The 18,570-nt window shown below is 28.1% G+C and carries 18 protein-coding genes and 1 pseudogene; 4 read left to right on the top strand and 15 right to left on the bottom strand.

What is annotated here, in order from left to right; genetic code table 11:
• Positions 1-51: 51 nt before the first annotated feature.
• The 8 genes from ABUA17_RS13235 to ABUA17_RS13200 form a co-directional block, all read right to left on the bottom strand.
• Positions 52-777, bottom strand: a complete 726-nt coding sequence (locus tag ABUA17_RS13235; protein WP_042399332.1) for an L-ribulose-5-phosphate 4-epimerase — start codon at positions 775-777, stop codon at positions 52-54.
• 291 nt (positions 778-1,068) lie between these two features.
• The gene (locus tag ABUA17_RS13230) at positions 1,069-2,148 is read right to left on the bottom strand and encodes a GntR family transcriptional regulator (protein ID WP_172676137.1); all 1,080 of its coding nucleotides are present in this window, start codon (positions 2,146-2,148) and stop codon (positions 1,069-1,071) included.
• A gap of 289 nt (positions 2,149-2,437) precedes the next feature.
• A complete protein-coding gene (locus ABUA17_RS13225) occupies positions 2,438-2,608 on the bottom strand; it encodes a Spo0E family sporulation regulatory protein-aspartic acid phosphatase (RefSeq protein WP_172676136.1) in 171 nt (56 codons plus the stop codon).
• A gap of 378 nt (positions 2,609-2,986) precedes the next feature.
• Positions 2,987-4,132: an iron-containing alcohol dehydrogenase gene (locus ABUA17_RS13220; RefSeq protein ID WP_195951082.1), complete on the bottom strand. Its 1,146-nt coding sequence runs from the start codon at positions 4,130-4,132 to the stop codon at positions 2,987-2,989.
• 189 nt (positions 4,133-4,321) lie between these two features.
• Positions 4,322-5,140 (bottom strand): rhamnulose-1-phosphate aldolase, encoded by an 819-nt coding sequence (gene rhaD / locus ABUA17_RS13215; protein ID WP_042399324.1) that lies wholly within the window; start codon positions 5,138-5,140, stop codon positions 4,322-4,324.
• A gap of 105 nt (positions 5,141-5,245) precedes the next feature.
• Entirely contained in the window at positions 5,246-6,502 is a 1,257-nt protein-coding gene (gene rhaA / locus ABUA17_RS13210; protein WP_042399320.1) for an L-rhamnose isomerase, read from the bottom strand.
• Position 6,503: 1 nt separating this feature from the next.
• Positions 6,504-7,919 carry a rhamnulokinase gene (gene rhaB, locus ABUA17_RS13205; RefSeq protein ID WP_042399318.1) on the bottom strand — a complete coding sequence of 472 codons (1,416 nt, stop codon included), beginning with the start codon at positions 7,917-7,919 and terminating at the stop codon, positions 6,504-6,506.
• 158 nt (positions 7,920-8,077) lie between these two features.
• A complete protein-coding gene (locus ABUA17_RS13200; protein ID WP_055291244.1) occupies positions 8,078-9,037 on the bottom strand; it encodes an AraC family transcriptional regulator in 960 nt (319 codons plus the stop codon).
• A 149-nt stretch (positions 9,038-9,186) separates the two neighbouring features.
• Here ABUA17_RS13200 and ABUA17_RS13195 point away from each other — a divergent pair, with 149 nt between their 5' ends.
• Both ABUA17_RS13195 and ABUA17_RS13190 read left to right on the top strand, forming a co-directional pair.
• Positions 9,187-10,035 carry a PHP domain-containing protein gene (locus ABUA17_RS13195; protein ID WP_042399311.1) on the top strand — a complete coding sequence of 283 codons (849 nt, stop codon included), beginning with the start codon at positions 9,187-9,189 and terminating at the stop codon, positions 10,033-10,035.
• A 122-nt stretch (positions 10,036-10,157) separates the two neighbouring features.
• Complete coding sequence (locus ABUA17_RS13190; protein WP_195951081.1) at positions 10,158-11,570, top strand: subtype B tannase; 1,413 nt, start codon at positions 10,158-10,160, stop codon at positions 11,568-11,570.
• 209 nt (positions 11,571-11,779) lie between these two features.
• Here ABUA17_RS13190 and ABUA17_RS13185 read toward each other — a convergent pair whose 3' ends face one another.
• A complete protein-coding gene (locus tag ABUA17_RS13185) occupies positions 11,780-12,619 on the bottom strand; it encodes a hypothetical protein (protein WP_055291248.1) in 840 nt (279 codons plus the stop codon).
• A gap of 295 nt (positions 12,620-12,914) precedes the next feature.
• Entirely contained in the window at positions 12,915-13,256 is a 342-nt protein-coding gene (locus ABUA17_RS13180; protein ID WP_042399303.1) for a winged helix-turn-helix transcriptional regulator, read from the bottom strand.
• A 130-nt stretch (positions 13,257-13,386) separates the two neighbouring features.
• On the opposite strand from ABUA17_RS13180, the gene ABUA17_RS13175 reads away from it, so the two are divergent.
• The gene (locus ABUA17_RS13175; RefSeq protein WP_042399301.1) at positions 13,387-13,725 is read left to right on the top strand and encodes a TIGR04076 family protein; all 339 of its coding nucleotides are present in this window, start codon (positions 13,387-13,389) and stop codon (positions 13,723-13,725) included.
• 45 nt (positions 13,726-13,770) lie between these two features.
• On the opposite strand, the gene ABUA17_RS13170 is transcribed toward ABUA17_RS13175, so the two are convergent.
• Genes ABUA17_RS13170 through lpdD form a run of 3 tightly spaced genes read right to left on the bottom strand, consistent with a single transcriptional unit; the run spans position 13,771 to position 16,182 of the window.
• The gene (locus tag ABUA17_RS13170) at positions 13,771-15,252 is read right to left on the bottom strand and encodes a UbiD family decarboxylase (RefSeq protein ID WP_172684725.1); all 1,482 of its coding nucleotides are present in this window, start codon (positions 15,250-15,252) and stop codon (positions 13,771-13,773) included.
• Positions 15,245-15,814: a UbiX family flavin prenyltransferase gene (locus tag ABUA17_RS13165; protein ID WP_042399296.1), complete on the bottom strand. Its 570-nt coding sequence runs from the start codon at positions 15,812-15,814 to the stop codon at positions 15,245-15,247. The genes ABUA17_RS13170 and ABUA17_RS13165 overlap by 8 nt, the downstream gene beginning before the upstream one ends.
• The gene (gene lpdD / locus ABUA17_RS13160; RefSeq protein ID WP_055291251.1) at positions 15,811-16,182 is read right to left on the bottom strand and encodes a prenylated flavin chaperone LpdD; all 372 of its coding nucleotides are present in this window, start codon (positions 16,180-16,182) and stop codon (positions 15,811-15,813) included. The genes ABUA17_RS13165 and lpdD overlap by 4 nt, the downstream gene beginning before the upstream one ends.
• Positions 16,183-16,378: 196 nt before the next feature.
• Here lpdD and ABUA17_RS13155 point away from each other — a divergent pair, with 196 nt between their 5' ends.
• Positions 16,379-17,248, top strand: a complete 870-nt coding sequence (locus tag ABUA17_RS13155; protein WP_042399291.1) for a LysR substrate-binding domain-containing protein — start codon at positions 16,379-16,381, stop codon at positions 17,246-17,248.
• 81 nt (positions 17,249-17,329) lie between these two features.
• Here the strand turns inward: ABUA17_RS13155 and ABUA17_RS13150 are convergent, their stop codons facing one another.
• The gene (locus tag ABUA17_RS13150; RefSeq protein WP_042399288.1) at positions 17,330-18,238 is read right to left on the bottom strand and encodes an ROK family protein; all 909 of its coding nucleotides are present in this window, start codon (positions 18,236-18,238) and stop codon (positions 17,330-17,332) included.
• A 104-nt stretch (positions 18,239-18,342) separates the two neighbouring features.
• A pseudogene (locus ABUA17_RS13145) lies at positions 18,343-18,480 on the bottom strand (helix-turn-helix domain-containing protein); the annotation flags it as partial.
• Positions 18,481-18,570 lie beyond the last annotated feature (90 nt).

Here is an 18,570-nt window from a genome sequence, read left to right as displayed (position 1 = left end):
CTTTAAACCACTTAATATCTTTTATCCATAATTACATTAAATTGTACTTACTTATTTTGTTATAGGTTCTTTAACCTTCACTTTAGACTGTCCGTAATAAGCATTTGCTCCATGTTTTCTGAAATAATGCTTGTCTTGTAGTTCAGACGGTATTGAAGTAATATCTTTATTTAAATTTTCTGTTCTTATTGCCATTTTAGCTACTTCTTCTAAAACTACTGCATTTAATACCGCTTTGCTTGCTGTTTCTCCCCAAGCAAAAGGGCCATGGCTAGCAATGATAATTCCTGGAACGCTTAATTCATCTATATTTCTTTCAGTTAATGTTTCAATTATTACCGAACCTGTATTTTTTTCATATTCATCTTTAATTTCTTCTTTAGTTAATGATCTTGTACATGGAACTGGGCCATAGAATGTATCTGCATGAGTTGTTCCATATGAAGGAATATCTCTTTTAGCTTGTGCCCAAGATGTTGCAAATGATGAGTGAGTATGTACTACTCCTCCGATATTAGGGTATTTTTTATATAATTCTATATGAGTTGGTGTGTCTGATGATGGTCTTAAGTCACCCTCTACTACATTTCCATCTAAATCAACTACTACCATATCACTAGCTTTCATTTTGTCATAACTTACTCCACTTGGTTTAATTACCAAAAGTCCACTTTCTCTATCAATGCCACTAACATTTCCCCATGTAAGTACAACCAAGTCATGTTTTACTAAATCTAAATTTGCCTTAAAAACCTCTTCTTTTAAATTCTCTAACATCTCAATTCCCCTCCGAATATTTATATATACAGTCTAGTTTAATCCAAATATTAAATTAGACTCAGCCTTAAGAAGTTGTATCCCACTCAAATTGTACGTTATTTAAACATTAAACCCTGTTTATTTTTCCATATGTTCCGTACAATTTAATGGTAGCAAATTTTTATTTGTTTGTAAATGTTTTACTGGAAAAATATTTAAATTTTTCTTTTGTTTAATTATTTTAAAATCTAAAAATGGCATTTATAAATAACATATTTGTCATTTATAAACGCCATTTCTTAACATGTTTTAAATTCTTTTTACACTATTTTTAACTACTATTTCAGGTTCAAATATATATGAAACCTTTTCCTGTTCACCATTGATTAAACGTAATAACATTTCAGCTGCTTTTTTACCTAACTCTTCTTTTGGATGAGAAATTGTTGTAATTCCACAATCCAAAACAGCTGATACTGTTGCATCATTATCATATCCTACAATTGATAAATCTTCTGGTATTTTCAATCCTAACTCTTCTGCTACCTTTACTACCTTAATAGCAACTTTATCATTGTAACAGAATATAGCTGTTGGTCTATCATTTCTGCATAATAAGCTTCTAGTAAAGCCATCTATATAAAAATCTTCTTCAAATGTCTTAAACTTACCAACTATTGTAGAGTCTATTTCAATATTATTTTCCTCTAAAGCTCGTAAATATCCTTTTTTACGTTCTATACCTTGTACATCATCTTCCTTAAATAGCCCAGCAATTCTTTTATGCCCCAAATCAATTAAATATTTACAAATAGTATATCCACCTTTTTCATCATCAATTGCTACATAAGATTGTTTATCTTTATCATATGCTGCATTAATCATTAAATATGGTATATTATTATTAGATATTTCTTTATAATAATCTTCATTCGTATTACCTAACGCACTAGCTGTAGGCTCAATTATTGCTCCAACAACATCATATTCTAATAATTTTTTTAACTGTTCTCTTTCTTTTTGTTTTTCATTATTCGTACTTAATAATAGTATGTCATAGCCATTTTTGCTTAATACTTCTTCTATTCCTTTTATTAAGAATGGAAATATATATTCTGATACATATGTTGTTATTACTATTATCATTTTACTCTTTGTCTTTTTACTTTTTTCTAATTTATCTACATATGCACCTTTGCTTCTTTCTCTATAAATGTACCCTTGTTTTTCAAGCTCTAATATAGATTGTCTTACTGTATGTCTACTTACTGAAAATAATTCTCCTATTTCTTGTTCTGTAGGAAGTTTTTCTCCATATACCATTTCTCCATTAAGTATTTTATCTCTATAATATTCAAATATTTCTATATACTTTATTGTTTTCTCCACTTTCCACTGCCCCCTCATATTGTACTTACAATCGCTCTTTCTTAATTTAATTTTAACCTAATTTTATACTTTTTACCATACGAATTTTATGAAAATATTATAAATAGTATATAAAAGATAAAAAACATATATTTAAATGCAACAAATAAATGCCCTTAAGTTTATTCATTATATAAAATAAACTTAAAGGCACTACTCATTTTTACAATTATTTTTCTAGTTCCAAATAATTATATAATGCTCCAATTAAATTAGCATCATTAACTAAATATAGTATTTTGTTATTTTATTAAACCATACTAAGCTTGTATCTCTTATATATTTCCTTTTGTTCTTCTAGTACTAATAAGTCTAATCTTTGACTTATGCTTATTGTCTCCAAGCTACCAATTCCATTTGCCTCTATGGACTCATTTAATAATACTTTAAAAGTATACATTAAAATTTTAATTATATTCATTGTTTTCCTCCACTGGTAACATTTCAACATCAATTATTTTGAGTTATCATATGATTATTATATTATTTCTAATTTAAATAGTTAAATATACCGTTAGTCTTATTTCGTCATTATAAATATATTTAACGTATTATTTTATTTACTTTTTGTAAAATAATTGTTTTATGACTAAATCCACACTATTACATCACTTTTAAAATAAGCAATAAAATTAATATATTTAGATTATTTATATTTTTATTTAATATAACTTTCCATATGTATTGCGTACATTTTATAAAAAAAATGAACTACTATCATCACATGTGTAATAGTAGTTCATTTTTATTTTAGTGTGGTAAAAAATTCATTTTAACATTAATGAAGATGTCTTAATTCTTAAACAATTTTCTTATATAATTCAATAATTTGTTCCTTAGTAAATTCTACTGGATTTCCTGGAGCACAAATATCTTTCATTGCATTTTCAGCTAAAAGATCAAAGTCTACATCATTAACTCCAAGTTCACCTAAAGTAGCTGGGATTCCAACTTTCTTAGCTAATTCCTTCATTGAATCTACAACAAAGGCTGCACATTCTTTAGCTGATTTACCTTCAACATCATATCCAAGTACATTTGCAATTGAAACAAACTTTTCTGGTACATACTTTGCATTTTCCTCTTCAACATATGGAAGTAACATTGCATTGCAAACACCATGTGGCAGATTATAAATTCCACCTAATTGATGGGCCATAGCATGTACATTTCCTAAACCAGCATTACTAAATGCAATTCCACCTAGGAATACTGCATATACCATTTGTTCTCTAGCTTCAATGTCATGTCCATTTTCAACAGCTCTTGGTAAATAATCAAATATTATTTTAACAGCTGCTAATGCTGTTGCATCAGATACTGGATAAGCTCCTGGTGTAACTATTGTTTCGATAGCATGAGTTAAAGCATCCATTCCTGTTGCTGCTGTAAGTGATGCTGGTTTTTCAACCATAAGCTCTGGGTCATTAACAGTTACTGTAGCTAATGAATTTTTATCTACCATAACCATTTTTACATGTCTTTCTTCATCAGTTACAACATAGTTTATAGTAACTTCACTTGAAGTACCTGCTGTAGTATTTACAGCTACTATTGGTAATGACTTATTTTTAGAAAGATTAACTCCTTCATATTCTTTAATATGTCCACCATTAGTTGCTAAGATTCCTATAGCCTTAGCTGTATCTTGTGGTGATCCTCCACCAATTGATACTAAGAAATCACAATCAGTTCCTTTTAATCTTTCTAATCCATCATGAACATTTTTACAAGTTGGATTTGGAACTACTTCTGAGTATACTTCATAAGCTATTCCTGCTCCCTCTAAAACATTTAATACTTTATTTGCTACTCCATTACTCATTAGGAAATTATCAGTAACAACAAAAGCTTTCTTAAATCCTAAATCATTAACTGTTGCTCCTAAATCATTTAAACATCCAGCTCCCATTAAATTAATAGATGGTACATAATATATTGCCATAATATCCTCTCCTTACTCTAATTTTTTCTATATAACTTATAAATTTTTCGTATATTCTTTATTAATATATAAATTAAAGAGTAAAACCTGAATTTCTATTTTTAATACCACATTAGTTTCAGAAATACTTAATAAAAATACAATTTACCTCAACTTTTCGCTTTACCCTTTAATCCTTAACTTAATTAATTACTTTAAATATTCTTCTGAAATAGTAACATTAAAATCTCTTGCTAAATCTCTAAAATTATCTGAGCTTATAGTTTGTCTCTTTCCGCCCATTGATAGAACTTTTACAAGTATTTCAGCAGACTTCTCAACTGTATCCATAAGTCCAAATGTCAAATCTAAATCCTCACCTGAACAGAACACTCCATGATGTGCCCAAATAACTACGTCATGCTTCTTCATTAATTCACTTGTTGCTTCAGCAATTTCAGCTCCACCTGGAACCATCCAAGGAACTATTCCTACTCCTGATGGGAATACTACTGGACATTCGGTTGCCATTTCCCATAATTCTCTTGTAAATACAGCTCCATCAAGAGGTAATACAAATGTTAAAGCAATTAAATTTGTCGCATGTGAATGCATTATCACTCTATGCTTCCCATTAGTTGCTTCGAATTTAACAGAGTGACTCATTAAATGAGATGGTAATTCGCTAGTCGGTTTAGCACCATTAACTAATCCCCAAACAACTTTATAGTTTTCACCTTTTTCATCAATTTTAACTATTCCTACATTAGCCTCTAAATCAACAGCTACATTTCTTATAAACTTTCCACTTCCAGTTACTAAGAAATATTCATTAGCTAAATTTTTAACTGTAACCCCTATTGGTGAATAATCTCTATTTTCATCAATAATATTCTTAATTGATTCTACATTTTCAGAAGTTAATCTATAAGAAATATTTCCACCATTTCTTTCATGCCATCCTTTAAGCCAAGCATCATTAGTCATTTTCATAAAGTTTTGTACAAATTTCATATCTTGCATACTCATTTTCATTACCTCTTATTCAATAAATTTTGTATATTAGATATCAAAACTCTATTATGGTATTATTTTGATATCTAATATAAATTCTTCTTTTATTATTACTTATAATTAATTTCTCTTTGATAACACTTCTTCTTCATATCTTTTAACATCTTCTATCCAAGATTCACCTACTGGTACATTATTCTTTTCACAGTAGTAATTCCATATATCTCCCATTGGATATGTTTTAAATTCTTCCATTAAGGCTAATCTTTCAGTAAAGTTACCTTCATCTTGAAGCTTTCTTAACAATTCATTTGGAGTTAACATTGCATTTAATAATGCCTTAATCATATTTCTTGTACCAATTGTCCAAGCTGCTATTCTATTAATACTTGCATCAAAGAAATCAAGTCCAATAATTACTCTATCTAATGCATCATTTCTTACTATTTCTTTAGCAATTTCCTTTAACTCATCATCATAAACAACTACATGATCACTATCCCATCTAACTGGTCTACTTACATGAAGAGCAACCTTTTCATCAAATAGTAACATTGATGATAATTTATCAGAAACAACTTCTGTTGGATGATAATGTCCCGTATCCATTAATGACATAATTCCATTTCTTGCTGCAAAGTTTAGATAAAACTCATTTGAACCTACTGTATAACTTTCTGCACCTATACCAAATACTTTTGATTCAACACAATCTAAGTTATAATCTTTATTTGTTTTAACTGCATATATTTGCTCTAAAGAATCTTTAAGTCTTGCTCTCGGCCCTAATCTATCACTTGGAATATCCTTATATCCATCTGGAATCCAAAGATTAGTTAAGCAAGTTTGCCCCAATTCTTTTCCAAAGTATTCACCAATTTTTCTAGATGCAATAGCATGTCTTATCCAGAAATCTCTTATTTCTTTATCTGGATGTGATAATGTTAATCCATCTGCTGCTTTTGGATGTGAGAATATCGTTGGATTAAAATCTAATCCTAGCCCTCTTTCTTTTGCCCAGTTAACCCAGTTTTCAAAATGTTCTGGTTTTATTTCATCTCTTTCAACAAACTCTCCATTACTTTCTAAATAAATAGCATGTAAATTTACTTTATGCTTACCTGGAATTAAACTTAATGCTTTATCTAAATCAGCTCTTAACTCTTCTGCACTTCTTGCTGCTCCAGGGTAATTTCCATTACATTGAATTCCTCCAGATAAAGCATTTTGAACTACTTCAAATCCTTTAACGTCATCTCCTTGCCAACAATGAACTGAAATTTTCACTTTATTAAGTTCTTCTAAAACTTTATCTACATTTATTCCCCATTTTTCATATTGCTCTTTAGCTAATTCATATCTTTCTTTAACATTCATCTTAAACTTCTCCTTTATTTGGTTTAAATATATTTATATCAAATGATTCTTTTATTACTTGCCTAGCTTGTCCTAAATCCTTTAACTCACCAACACTTATTAATTGAGCTACAAGATTTCCTATTGCAGTTGCCTCTACTGGTCCTGCTAAAACTTCTTTTCCAGTAACATCTGCAACTACTTGATTTAATAAATTATTTTGGCATCCTCCTCCAAATATATTTATTCTCTTAAATTCTTTTTCAAATATATCCTCAAGATTTGCCACTGCACTTTTGTAACTATGTCCTAAACTATTAAATACACAAACTGCTATTTCTCCAACTTTTGTTGGAATATCTTGATTAGTTTCTTTACAATAGTTTTGAATTTCTTCAATCATATTGTCGGGTTTTAAAAATCTATCATCATCAACATTAACTATTGATTTAAAATAATTGTGCTCTTCAGCTAGTACTACTAAGTCAGCAAAAGAAAACTCATTATTTAAATTTCTCCTTACCTCTTGTATTACCCAAAGCCCCATAATATTTTTTAAAAATCTAAATCTATAATCAATTCCACCTTCATTTGTAAAGTTATAATCCATAGCTTGTGGTACACAAATCGGGAATCTATTCTCTACGCCAATTAATGACCATGTACCAGAACTTACATAAATACTATCTGAATCATTACATACTGAAGATATAAATGCTGATCCAGTATCATGAGTTGCTGGAAGTATAACCTCCATATCAAATCCAAATTCATCAACTAATTCTTTTCTTAACTTTCCTAAACTTGTCTTTGGCATTTTTATTTCTTGGAACATTTCCTCATTGATTCCATATTCCTTTAAAATATTTTTATCCCAAGTTCTATCAAAAGAATTTACTAACTGTGTAGATGTTGCATTTGTATATTCATTAGCTTTTTTACCTGTAAGTAAAAAATTTAAATAATCAGGAATCATTAAAAATGTTTTTGCCTTTTTTAAGTATTCTGGATTTTTATCCTTAATTGCTAATAGCTGATATAATGTATTAAATCTTTGGAATTGTATTCCTGTGTATAAATACAACATATCTTGCGGAATAACTTGAAATGCTTTTTCCATATATCCCTCAGTCCTATCATCTCTATAGGCAACGGCATTTCCTAGCATCTCATCATTTTCATCTAATAAAACAAAATCTACTGCCCACGTATCTATGCCTATGGTTTTTGGCACTTTTCCAATCTCTTTGCACTTTTTAATACCTTTCTTTATTTCATTAAAGAGTCCTTGAATATCCCAACAATATTCATCTCCTATTTTGCTAATTCCATTTTCAAATCTATATATTTCTTCTAACTTTATCTTTCCATCTTCTATACTTCCTAATATATGCCTCCCACTAGAAGCCCCCATATCAATGGCTAAGTAATAGCTCATCATTTCTCCTCCCCTGCAAAACGTTTACTATGATTAAATTATAAATAAAAACAACCTTGGCTTTAATAACCAAGGTTGTCTAATTTATTATCCTTATTTGCAAATGTATTTTTCCTCAAATATAAATATACATAGTAAAATCACCTTATAACAATAATTTATGATTTTCTAAAATCTTTTGGGGTATAACCATATTTTTCTTTAAATATTTTATAAAAATAAGTAAGATTTTCATAACCAACTAAAGATATTATCTCTACAATAGAAATATCTGTTTCATTTAGTAATTGCTTTGCTTTATTAAGCCTTTTTTCTTGTAACAATTCTTTAAATGTCATATTAGTATGCTTTTTTACTAACTTACTTATTTTATAATGTGGCTGATTCACTATTTCAGATATTTCAAATAAAGTTGCAGTAGAATAATTATTATCTATATACTTTAAAACTTCAATTATAATTAAATTATCATAATTATCTTCTGAATAAACTTCTATATTATTAGGCTTTTTAATTAATTCTACAATTAATAGTCCAACTAATAATTTTATAGTTGTGCTACTCATCATAGTGGGTTCATAAATTTCTATAATTATCTTTTCTAAAATCTCTTGTATATTATTTTCATTAGAAACTTTAAAATAAAGATATTCACCTTTACTATTTTTATTTAAATATAATGACTTTAATAAAAAGTTAAATATAATGTTATCACTTTCTGATAAGTTAAGAATAAAATCAAAAAATTCCGGTCTTATTATGAAATTAATTATAATATCATCCTCAGAACTTTTTTCTATTTCATGAGTTATATCTTTGTTTAAAAAAATTATTTCGCCTTCTTGAAGTTCTATTTTTTTATTATGTATTACTTCTGTAAGTTTACCTTTATAGACATAATTAAATTCAATATAGTTATGCTTATGTGCAGGGAACTCTATAAACCTCGTATGTTTTCTTATATTTATGAGTTGTCCATCTGCCAATATTTTTTTACTATCTATGATAAATTGTTTATCATCTGTATATATACTTTGATCAATGCTATGTTTTCCTTCTAATATTTCTTTCTCTTCTTGCGTTAATTCCATTAATTTATCTATTATATCTTTTCTCATAATCACTAATCTCCTTATAAGTTAATTATAAGATTAATTTAGTAATTTGGACATATCTTTTACCTATTTGATCTACTACTATAATTGCACTCTGAACTTATATTTAACTTATTAAAATGTTATAATATATATCATTGGAGGGTATTTTTATGGAGAATTTAATTGATTTACACACACATTCATATATTTCAGATGGTAGCTGTAGTCCAACAGATGTGATAAAAGCAGCAAAGAAAAATAAATTAAAAGCAATTTCATTAACTGATCATGATAGTATTGCAGGTTTAAAAGAAGCTAAAATTGCTGCAGAAGATAGTAATATTGAATTAATTAATGGAATTGAAATTAGTGCATTATATAAGGATGGTAGACTACTTCATATACTTGGTTTAGGAATTGATATACATAATGAGTACTTTTTAAATAGCTATAATAAAATGAAAAAAGCAAGAGAAAAAAGTGTTCCAAAAATACTTAAGCATATAGAAAACAATCATGGATTGTCTATAGATATTAACTATTTACATAAAGTTAAATACGATGAATATTTATCTAGATATGATATTTACAGATATATTCTTGAAAATAATATTTGTACTGAACCTCAAAAAGTTTGGGATATATATTTAGATCCAATTCCTTATGGAAATGATGAGTTAATCACTGTAGATGAAGCTATTAAAATGATTCATGAGGCTGGCGGAAAGTCTTATTTAGCTCACTTTAATAAAAGAATTGGTTTAGAAGGTTTCAGTTTTGAAGAAATTGAAGATAATATTAAATATTTAGTTTCTTTAGGGTTAGATGGAATTGAAAGGTACTATCCTTCTTATACTGATGATGATAGAAGACTTTTGGACTATTTAGTATGGAAGTATCAGTTATATTCTAGTGGTGGAACTGATTATCACGGTGCTAATAGGGGTAATATTGAAATTGGATTTGGAGAAGGTGACCTTAAAATTCCTTACTCTTTAATTGATAGTTTAAAAAGATAATAAATTTATTATAAATGTATATATTCCTAATTGGAATATATACATTTTACAAATTGAATTGCTTACTTTCCCATAATAATCTTAAAATTATATAAAAGAATATTATTGAAAGGAGCCATAAAATGAATTACGATTTAAAATTTAATGATAAAAAATATACTATAGAAACAATAACTTTAGATGAGAAAACACTAAAATATCGTGCATTTGAAAACATAATATATGTTAATAATCCAATAGATACTAACTTTCAAAAACTAAGCATATTTGTACCTGAAACTTATTATGAAGGAAATTCAATAGGAAACTATAATTTAAACACTGCACCAATCTTCTTCCCAAATACAGTAGGTGGCTATATGCCAGGAGCTCCTGAAAAGCCTGGTATCAACAAATTTATTAACAAGCCCAATGCTACTTTTTATGCACTTTTACACGGATATATCGTAGTTTCTCCTGGTGCTCGTGGTAGGGGATTAAAAGATAAAAATGGTAAATTTACCGGAACTGCTCCAGCATGCATTGTTGATTTAAAAGCCGCTGTACGTTACCTTCGTCATAATAAAGACATTATTCCTGGTAATGTAGAGAAAATAATTTCTAATGGTACTAGTGCTGGTGGAGCCTTATCTGCACTTCTTGGTTCAACAGGAAACCATCCTGACTATGAATCATGTTTAAAAGAATTGGGAGCAGCTGATGAAAAAGATGATATTTTTGCATCATCATGCTACTGTCCAATTACAAATTTAGAAAATGCAGATAAGGCCTACGAATGGGAGTTTTGTGGAATAAACGACTATCATAAAATGAAATTTGAAAGAATTGAAGAATCTCGAAAACCCAAACTTGTACCTATAAGTCGTGAAATGAATGAATTACAAATAGAACTTTCTAAGGAATTAAAATCTTTATTCCCTGAATACTTAAATAAATTGAATTTAATATCATCAAATGATACATTACTAACAATTGATTCTGAAGGAAATGGAACTTTTAAAGATTATATTAAATCTTTTGTTATTAAATCAGCTCAAAAAGAATTAAATAAAGGAAAGAACTTATCATATTTGAAGTGGATTACTATAGTAAACAACGAAGTAACTGATGTAGACTTTGATAAATTTATAAAGTTCCGTACTAGAATGAAAGATACACCTGCTTTTGATAATATATCAATGGGTACACCTGAAAACGAATTATTTGGTACACCCGAAATTCAATATCGTCATTTTACTGAGTTTAGCAAAAATCATTCAATTGTAAATGGTGAATTATCTGAGGAAGCTCAAATTAAATTAATGAATCCGATGAATTATATTTCAGATAATTCTTGTACTACAGCTAAAAATTTCAGAATTCGTCATGGTGCTATTGACCGTGATACTTCACTTGCAATATCAGCTATTTTAGCAGTAACTTTAGAAATGAATGGAGTTAATGTAGATTATGATCTTCCATGGGGAATTCCTCATTCAGGTGATTATGATTTAGATGAATTATTTGCTTGGATAGATAACATAGTATCAAACTAAAAATTATTATAATCAAATATAAAGTATTCTTTTTTTGCTCTTATATCAGTAGTCTTAAAATAATAAAAGTAGATATACTTATTATTAAAAATACATATATCTACTTTTATCATAATGCATCTTTGTATACATTATATCCCTAGATTTACATTATAAAAAATGCACCTTCTAATAATGCATCTGTAAAAATCCTTAAAAATAATCTACTTTTATCTACCAAAAATAGGTTCATTAGAATTCCTATTATATAATTTAATAAATCCAATTAAAGAAATTATATTTGCTACAACTCCAAATATATTTGCAACTACTAAAATTTGTTTAGGTAAAAGTAATAACTCCTTTTCAAACTCATCACTGCTATTCATTAAATGTTCTAATTCATTACAACTAATATCATAAAGTACTCCCCTTTGTATAACATAAATTTCTGCTGCAATTACTGCATCTACATCAGGATTTTCAATTTTGTCTATTCTTTTATCGTATTTGCTTTTTATTAAATTAATACTTTTTAATGTAGCACTTAACAAAAAATAGTCACCATAAAACCTCGTTATAAAACATGCTGCTTGTAAATATAATCTATCTATATGTTTTTTATCACATTTAGAACTATCTATAACAAGACTAACTTTATATATTTCCACGAATACAACTACATTCAATTCATATAGTATGATTGTAAGTATAGATGCTTGCTTTATTAAAGCTTCTGGTTCTAATGACTTATTTATCTCTCCTTTTTTATATCTTTCATTTAGTTCATTATATCTACTAAAATCTACATAAGAAATTAATATACTTGCAATTAAGGCTAAATATTGCCCTTCAATTAATAATATATTTGGATTACTATCTGAAGCTTTTTTATTACAACTTATATTTATACTCTGAAGTGTACCACCGAAAAGAAATATATTGGATATCATATATATTAAAATTATCTTTACTTGCAGATTTAATAATGATAATTGAAATTCATCGCTCTTAGATATGTTCTTAATTTGCTCTTTATCCTTCTTATTTTTTGCTCTCTTACACCCCATATATAGTTTACCCCATATTTATTGTCATACATAAAGCTTCACAAACTAAAATACCAAATTAATTATTTAAATAAACTACTAATATCCTAAATTCTACTTGTATTATATGTAAACACTTAATAGTTAGTTACATCTTTCAAATTCAAAAATATTACTAAAACTTATTAGTAGTTTTATCTTTAGCTATTTATTTTGATGTATAACATAGTATCAAAACAAAAATTATTTTAAGAATACCTAAAGTTAAAATTATGTATTCTTATATACTTTAAATACTAAAATTACTTAAATAAATTTAAATTTTATTGACTTCTCCCCATTTACACATCTCTTCTAAAATGGGCATTAAAGATAAACCACGTTTTGAAAGTCTATATTCTACCCTTGGGGGAATTTGAGGATATTCTTTTCTAATAATAATTCCATCCTTCTCTAATTCTTTTAATTGATTATTTAATATTTTATCACTTATTTGCCCTATACACCTCTTCAGTTCCCCATATCTTAATACTTCATACTCCACCAACCAAAACATTATTATCATCTTCCATTTTCCACCTATAATTGAAAGCGTATATCCAAAAGGAGTAGACTTAATATCTGTTAAATCTGAATTTTCCAAGTCCTTCATACTCATTTTTTCACCCTCTTAAAAATTTAATACTAACCCAAAGGTATGTACTTTACCTAAAAGTGCATACTTGTTTAAATATAAAATACCACATATACTCATATTCGTAAAAGATAGTTAAAGGAGATGGAATTTTATGAAAAAGTGTAAAATTGAAGTTCTTAAAACAACATTCCATGAAGATTTAGCAAAACAATATGGTTGCAAGAATCTTGGAAAATGTCCTATGCATAAAGTAGGAGATATATTTTATGGAGATTATTCAAAACCTGAAGGATTATGTGATGAAGCTTGGAAAGCTATGTATCAATATGTTTTTGCTATATCTCATGGCTGTGACAAATTTTATTATGAAGATTGGATAGATCAAAAGGGAATAGCAATTTGCTCCTGTAATGACGGTATTCGCCCAGTAATTTTTAAAATTGAATCAACTAATGAACAATCTAAAATTAACTACGAACCTATTAAATAATTTAATAGAGACATCAAAAGTTATTTTGATGTCTCTTATTGACTATTATTTATAATCTTCTATTTTAAACTTCTCTAAATCCACTTCAGTAAATTTAGCTCTCTTAAATTTATCTTTTAATTCATAAGGTACAGTACAATCAAATATAGTTTTGCACGCTATCCCCCTATCTCTAATAGTCCAACTATATTCGGGACTTTGTGAAGGATCTAAAGGATGACATCTTACTCCTGGAATAAATATTGTATCAATATCCCCTTGATATCTAGTATTTAATGCCCATAAAACATCATTACTATCAAATGGATCTACATCTTCATCAACTAATATTACAGTTTTTAATTCTGAAAATGCTGATAATGCCAATAATGCCGCTTGTCTTTCTCTACCTTGATCACTAGCCATACTCTTTTTAATTTGTAATATAGCCATATATTTTCCACCACCTGCTGGATGAGCATATACATTTACAAGTCTACCTGGCATTGCTTTTTCAACCATTTGAATTATACTTGCTTCTGTTGGAATCCCAGCCATATTAACATGCTCCTCACTTGGTCCTATACAAGTTTGCATTATTGGATTTTTTCTATGAGTTATAGCTTTTACTCTAATTACAGGTAATTCTTTAGCAGCTTCACCTGTGTAACCTGGAAACTCAGGCATTGCCTTTCCAGTGTTTGTATTCATATCCTCTCTTACTCTCTTATTAGGTACTAACTCACCTTCAATTACATATTCAGCTCTTGCAATTGCAGCTTCATCAACAGTTAAACATTTTACCATTTCAACTGGTTTCTTTCTTATTGCTCCAGCTATAGATAATTCATTAAATCCAATTGGTGTAGTTGGTGGTTCAAAACATGATGCTATTTCAATTGCAGGATCAACACCTATACTAATAGATATTGGTAAAGGTTCTCCACTTTCCTCCGCCTTTTTTCTAAATGCATCTAAATGTCTTACCCCAGGTGTAAAGAACATTGATAATTCGTCCTTACCTTGTAAACATAAGCGATGAATTGTAACATCCCCTTCTCCAGTTTCAGGATCTCTTGCATAACACATTCCTAAAGTTATATATGGTCCAGCATCCTCTTCTGTATTAGTAGGTGCAGGTAATATTTTTCTTATATCAAACTCTTCATCTGTTGCATAATGTACAACCTCTTGGCAAGGTGCATTTTCATTTTCTATTATAATTGGATTTATTGGATTCTTTACTGCTTCATTCAATAAAAAACCTAACTTTTTAGATTCACAACCTAAAAGCATACCAACTCTTTCTCTACTAGCTAAAAGACCGATTATAACTTTAGCGTCTTTATGACCTTTAATATTATTAAAAATCATAGCTGGCCCTATCTTTGTTGGTCTCTTTACAGTTCCTCCAGCACCAACATATCTATATACCCCTGCAAGTTCGCCATGTGGATTTACTTCAACATCACTTTTAACTAATTGTCCTTTAATATCCTTTAAGTATTCAATAGCACTTCTTAAATCATTAATTTCTACTTTATTCATACTCATTTACCTTCCATCTTAAATCATTTCTTATATTTATATTAAATTGATCTAATATTTTCATAATATGATGATTTATAATATCATCTAAAGATTTAGGATTTGAATAAAATCCTGGCATTGGTGGCACTATTCTAACCCCTAACTTTGAAAGTTTTAGCATATTTTCTAAATGTATTGAACTTAAAGGTGTTTCTCTAGGTGAAATAACTAATTTTCTTCCTTCCTTAATCATTACATCTGCAGCCCTATCTATTAATGTAGTTGAAAATCCATTACTTATACTGCTTAGTGTCTTCATACTACAAGGAAGAATAATCATTCCATCGGTTAAAAAAGAACCGCTCGCAACACAAGCTCCTAACTCATCATTATTATGTATAAAGTCAGCTAAATCATAAACATAATCTAATGAATAATCTGTTTCAACTTCTAAATTATTAATTGCCCATTTACTCATTATTAAGTGAGTTTTTATTTCTTCTATGTCTTTTAAATATTCAAGTAACCTAACTGCATATACAGTGCCAGTTGCTCCAGTAACTCCTATAACTAAATTCATTTTTCCACCTCATTTAAATTAGTAGTAACTTTATAAAGTTCCACCTTTGATTCTTGGAAAATTTTATTACAACATTCATAGATATCTTCTATCTGCTCTTTTGATATATTATCTATATGTATCCCACAGCTCACAGATATATTTCCATTAAAACTATCTTTTATACTGTTTATAAAAATCTCTCCAATAATATAATCCTTATGATTTTTCAAAGAAATTGTTTTTATTCCCTCTTCTTTTGAATACACAGATATTGCTCCAACATGAGGCTTATCCCCTCCTGTTACCACTGCACACAAATCATCACCTACGAATATTGCCTCTAATTTTATATTTATATTTTTATAACAACGTTCTATTTTTATCATATAATTTTCCCTATTTCTCAAAGTTTTTTAAAGTTACTACTATATACTCAAATTATATTTAACACTATCTTAATGAACAATTCTTTAATTAATATACATTTATTCCATTTTGGAATAAATTCGAAATATATGTCCATTCCTTAATAATTATCGTGATATAATATTAATATATTTCAGAAATGACGGTGATAAACTTATGAATATAGAAAGCTTAAAATACTTCTTAAGTGTAGAAAAATATAATAGCTTTTCTTTGGCTGCTGAAGAATTATGTATATCTCAATCTTCATTATCTAAACATATAAAAAAATTAGAAAGTGAACTTAATTGTGTACTTTTTGAAAGATGTACTCGCCATGTTAAGTTAACAGATGCAGGTATTTCATTAAAAAAATATGCTATAAATATAGTTAGTAATTATGATGAACTAATACTTGATTTAAATAAATTTACCTCTTCATTCCCTAAATTATCTATTGGATATATTCCAGTAATAAATCAATATAATATTGCAAAACTTATTGGAAGTTTTAAAAATACAGTTACTGATTTACAACTTACTTTCCATGAAGGAGAGCACGCTGATATATTAAATTTATTATTCTCTCAAAAAATAGACTTTGCATTTTTAAGAAGTGACACATTAGATTATTCGAACTTAGATATTACTCCTTTAGCTCAAGATGAACTTGTGTTAATTGTTCCTAAATCTCATCCCCTTTCAAAAAGGAAGTATGTTTCTATTTCTGAATTATCAAATGAAAGTTTTATTTCCTTAGGAAAGAATTCTGGTGTTTATGATTTCTTTGTAAGTGAATGTATGAAAGCTTCATTTGAGCCTAATGTTGTTTGTTTTAATAGTAGGATAGAAAATATTATAGGTCTTGTTTCTGCTGGCATGGGTATTTCTCCACTTATGAGAAAAACTGTAGAATGTTTTGATAAGAAAAATATTTCTGTTGTTTTGTTGAAAGAAAAAATACATAGTAATTTATGCTTAGTTCATTTAAAGGATAAGAAATTATCTAAAATTGAAAAAAATTTTAAAGACTATTTAAGCAAATAATGAATTTATTTCTCTCTATAAAATGAATTTACCTCCGGCGAGAGTTCATTTCATAAACTTTCTCCGGAGGAAGTTTTTTTACTATTGCTTGTCCTCTAATCCTAAAAAATTATATAATGCTCCAATTAAATTAGCATCATTTCTAAATTTACATCTAACCACTTTAACTCTTGGAATGTCAAAGGGAACTTTATCAAATATCTTTTCAATATTTTTTTGAATATATTCTATTAATATATCTTGTTCACTAATTCCTCCACCGATAGCTATAACTTCAGTATCTAAAACACAATGTAAGTTATACAGTTGAGCTGCTAATTGATATGTAAATTTATCTAACACATCTATAGCTTCCTTATCTCCAGAGTTAACAAGTTCAAAAACCTTAAAACCATCAACTTCTTCTTTAGCTAAGTTTTTAGCCATTGCAACTGCTCCATTTAAAGCTGATGCACCATTAACATATCCCCACATGTTATCAGTACTATCTATTGCAAATGTAGTATCTGTCCATATATAACTAAATTCACCTGCAAAGAAGTGCTTTCCATTAAGTATTTTCCTATCTTTTACTACTGCTCCTCCCACTCCTGTGCCTAAAACAACTACAATTCCATCATTATACTCCTTTAAACTCCCTTTCCATACCTCTGCTAAAGCTGCTGATTTCGCATCATTTTGAATTGTAATCTTAGTTGGACATCTTTCTTGAAGTATTTTAACTATATATTTATCATCATTATATCTAAGCCATCCGCCTGTTCTTGCATAACCATTTTTACTGTCTATTAAACCAGGCATACTTATTGCTATTCCCTCTATTTTATCTTTATATTTATCATATAAATCACCAATAACGTTTACAAAACTTTCAATAGAATCTTGTGGTGTTGCAACTTTTCCTTTTTCTAAAAATTCAACACACTCAGTCATTAACGCATATTTAATTGAACTTCCACCAATATCTAAAACTAAATATTTATTTCCCATAAATACTTCCCCCTCACACTCTACTTTAAAAACTTCTACTTACATTTTAACTTATATTAAATTAACTTCCAATTGTTATTATTATTCAAAATAATTGATTTTTTTTAATTTTTAATACCCTTTCTATGCTGAGTTGGAGAGACTCCAAAATTCTTTTTAAAAGTTCTAATAAAGTGTTCCTTATTATCGTACCCTACCATATATGATATATCAGTTACAGTAAAATTAGTATTTAACAAAAGAGCACTCGCCTTATTTTAGTGTTGTATTAAAGAAATAGATTACTATTGCTTTTAAAGTAAAAGTGAGTATTAACGAAATTTTTTCGATAA

Source organism: Clostridium sp. RTP31139st1_H3_RTP31139_211217 (assembly GCF_040227035.1).
Lineage (GTDB): Bacteria > Bacillota > Clostridia > Clostridiales > Clostridiaceae > Clostridium > Clostridium saudiense.
This window is presented reverse-complemented; position numbering and strand designations above follow the sequence as displayed.

What these genes read in the sequence shown, in the direction of transcription:
- ABUA17_RS13180 (WP_042399303.1), bottom strand. Translation starts at nt 13,256, where the DNA reads ATGAGTATGAAGGACTTGGAAAATTCAGATTTAACAGATATTAAGTCT.
- ABUA17_RS13155 (WP_042399291.1), top strand. Translation starts at nt 16,379, where the DNA reads ATGAATATAGAAAGCTTAAAATACTTCTTAAGTGTAGAAAAATATAAT.
- ABUA17_RS13165 (WP_042399296.1), bottom strand. Translation starts at nt 15,814, where the DNA reads ATGAATTTAGTTATAGGAGTTACTGGAGCAACTGGCACTGTATATGCA.
- ABUA17_RS13150 (WP_042399288.1), bottom strand. Translation starts at nt 18,238, where the DNA reads ATGGGAAATAAATATTTAGTTTTAGATATTGGTGGAAGTTCAATTAAA.
- lpdD (WP_055291251.1), bottom strand. Translation starts at nt 16,182, where the DNA reads ATGATAAAAATAGAACGTTGTTATAAAAATATAAATATAAAATTAGAG.
- ABUA17_RS13200 (WP_055291244.1), bottom strand. Translation starts at nt 9,037, where the DNA reads ATGAGAAAAGATATAATAGATAAATTAATGGAATTAACGCAAGAAGAG.
- rhaA (WP_042399320.1), bottom strand. Translation starts at nt 6,502, where the DNA reads ATGAATGTTAAAGAAAGATATGAATTAGCTAAAGAGCAATATGAAAAA.
- ABUA17_RS13195 (WP_042399311.1), top strand. Translation starts at nt 9,187, where the DNA reads ATGGAGAATTTAATTGATTTACACACACATTCATATATTTCAGATGGT.
- ABUA17_RS13190 (WP_195951081.1), top strand. Translation starts at nt 10,158, where the DNA reads ATGAATTACGATTTAAAATTTAATGATAAAAAATATACTATAGAAACA.
- rhaD (WP_042399324.1), bottom strand. Translation starts at nt 5,140, where the DNA reads ATGAGTATGCAAGATATGAAATTTGTACAAAACTTTATGAAAATGACT.
- ABUA17_RS13185 (WP_055291248.1), bottom strand. Translation starts at nt 12,619, where the DNA reads ATGGGGTGTAAGAGAGCAAAAAATAAGAAGGATAAAGAGCAAATTAAG.
- ABUA17_RS13220 (WP_195951082.1), bottom strand. Translation starts at nt 4,132, where the DNA reads ATGGCAATATATTATGTACCATCTATTAATTTAATGGGAGCTGGATGT.
- rhaB (WP_042399318.1), bottom strand. Translation starts at nt 7,919, where the DNA reads ATGAGCTATTACTTAGCCATTGATATGGGGGCTTCTAGTGGGAGGCAT.
- ABUA17_RS13175 (WP_042399301.1), top strand. Translation starts at nt 13,387, where the DNA reads ATGAAAAAGTGTAAAATTGAAGTTCTTAAAACAACATTCCATGAAGAT.
- ABUA17_RS13235 (WP_042399332.1), bottom strand. Translation starts at nt 777, where the DNA reads ATGTTAGAGAATTTAAAAGAAGAGGTTTTTAAGGCAAATTTAGATTTA.
- ABUA17_RS13225 (WP_172676136.1), bottom strand. Translation starts at nt 2,608, where the DNA reads ATGAATATAATTAAAATTTTAATGTATACTTTTAAAGTATTATTAAAT.
- ABUA17_RS13170 (WP_172684725.1), bottom strand. Translation starts at nt 15,252, where the DNA reads ATGAATAAAGTAGAAATTAATGATTTAAGAAGTGCTATTGAATACTTA.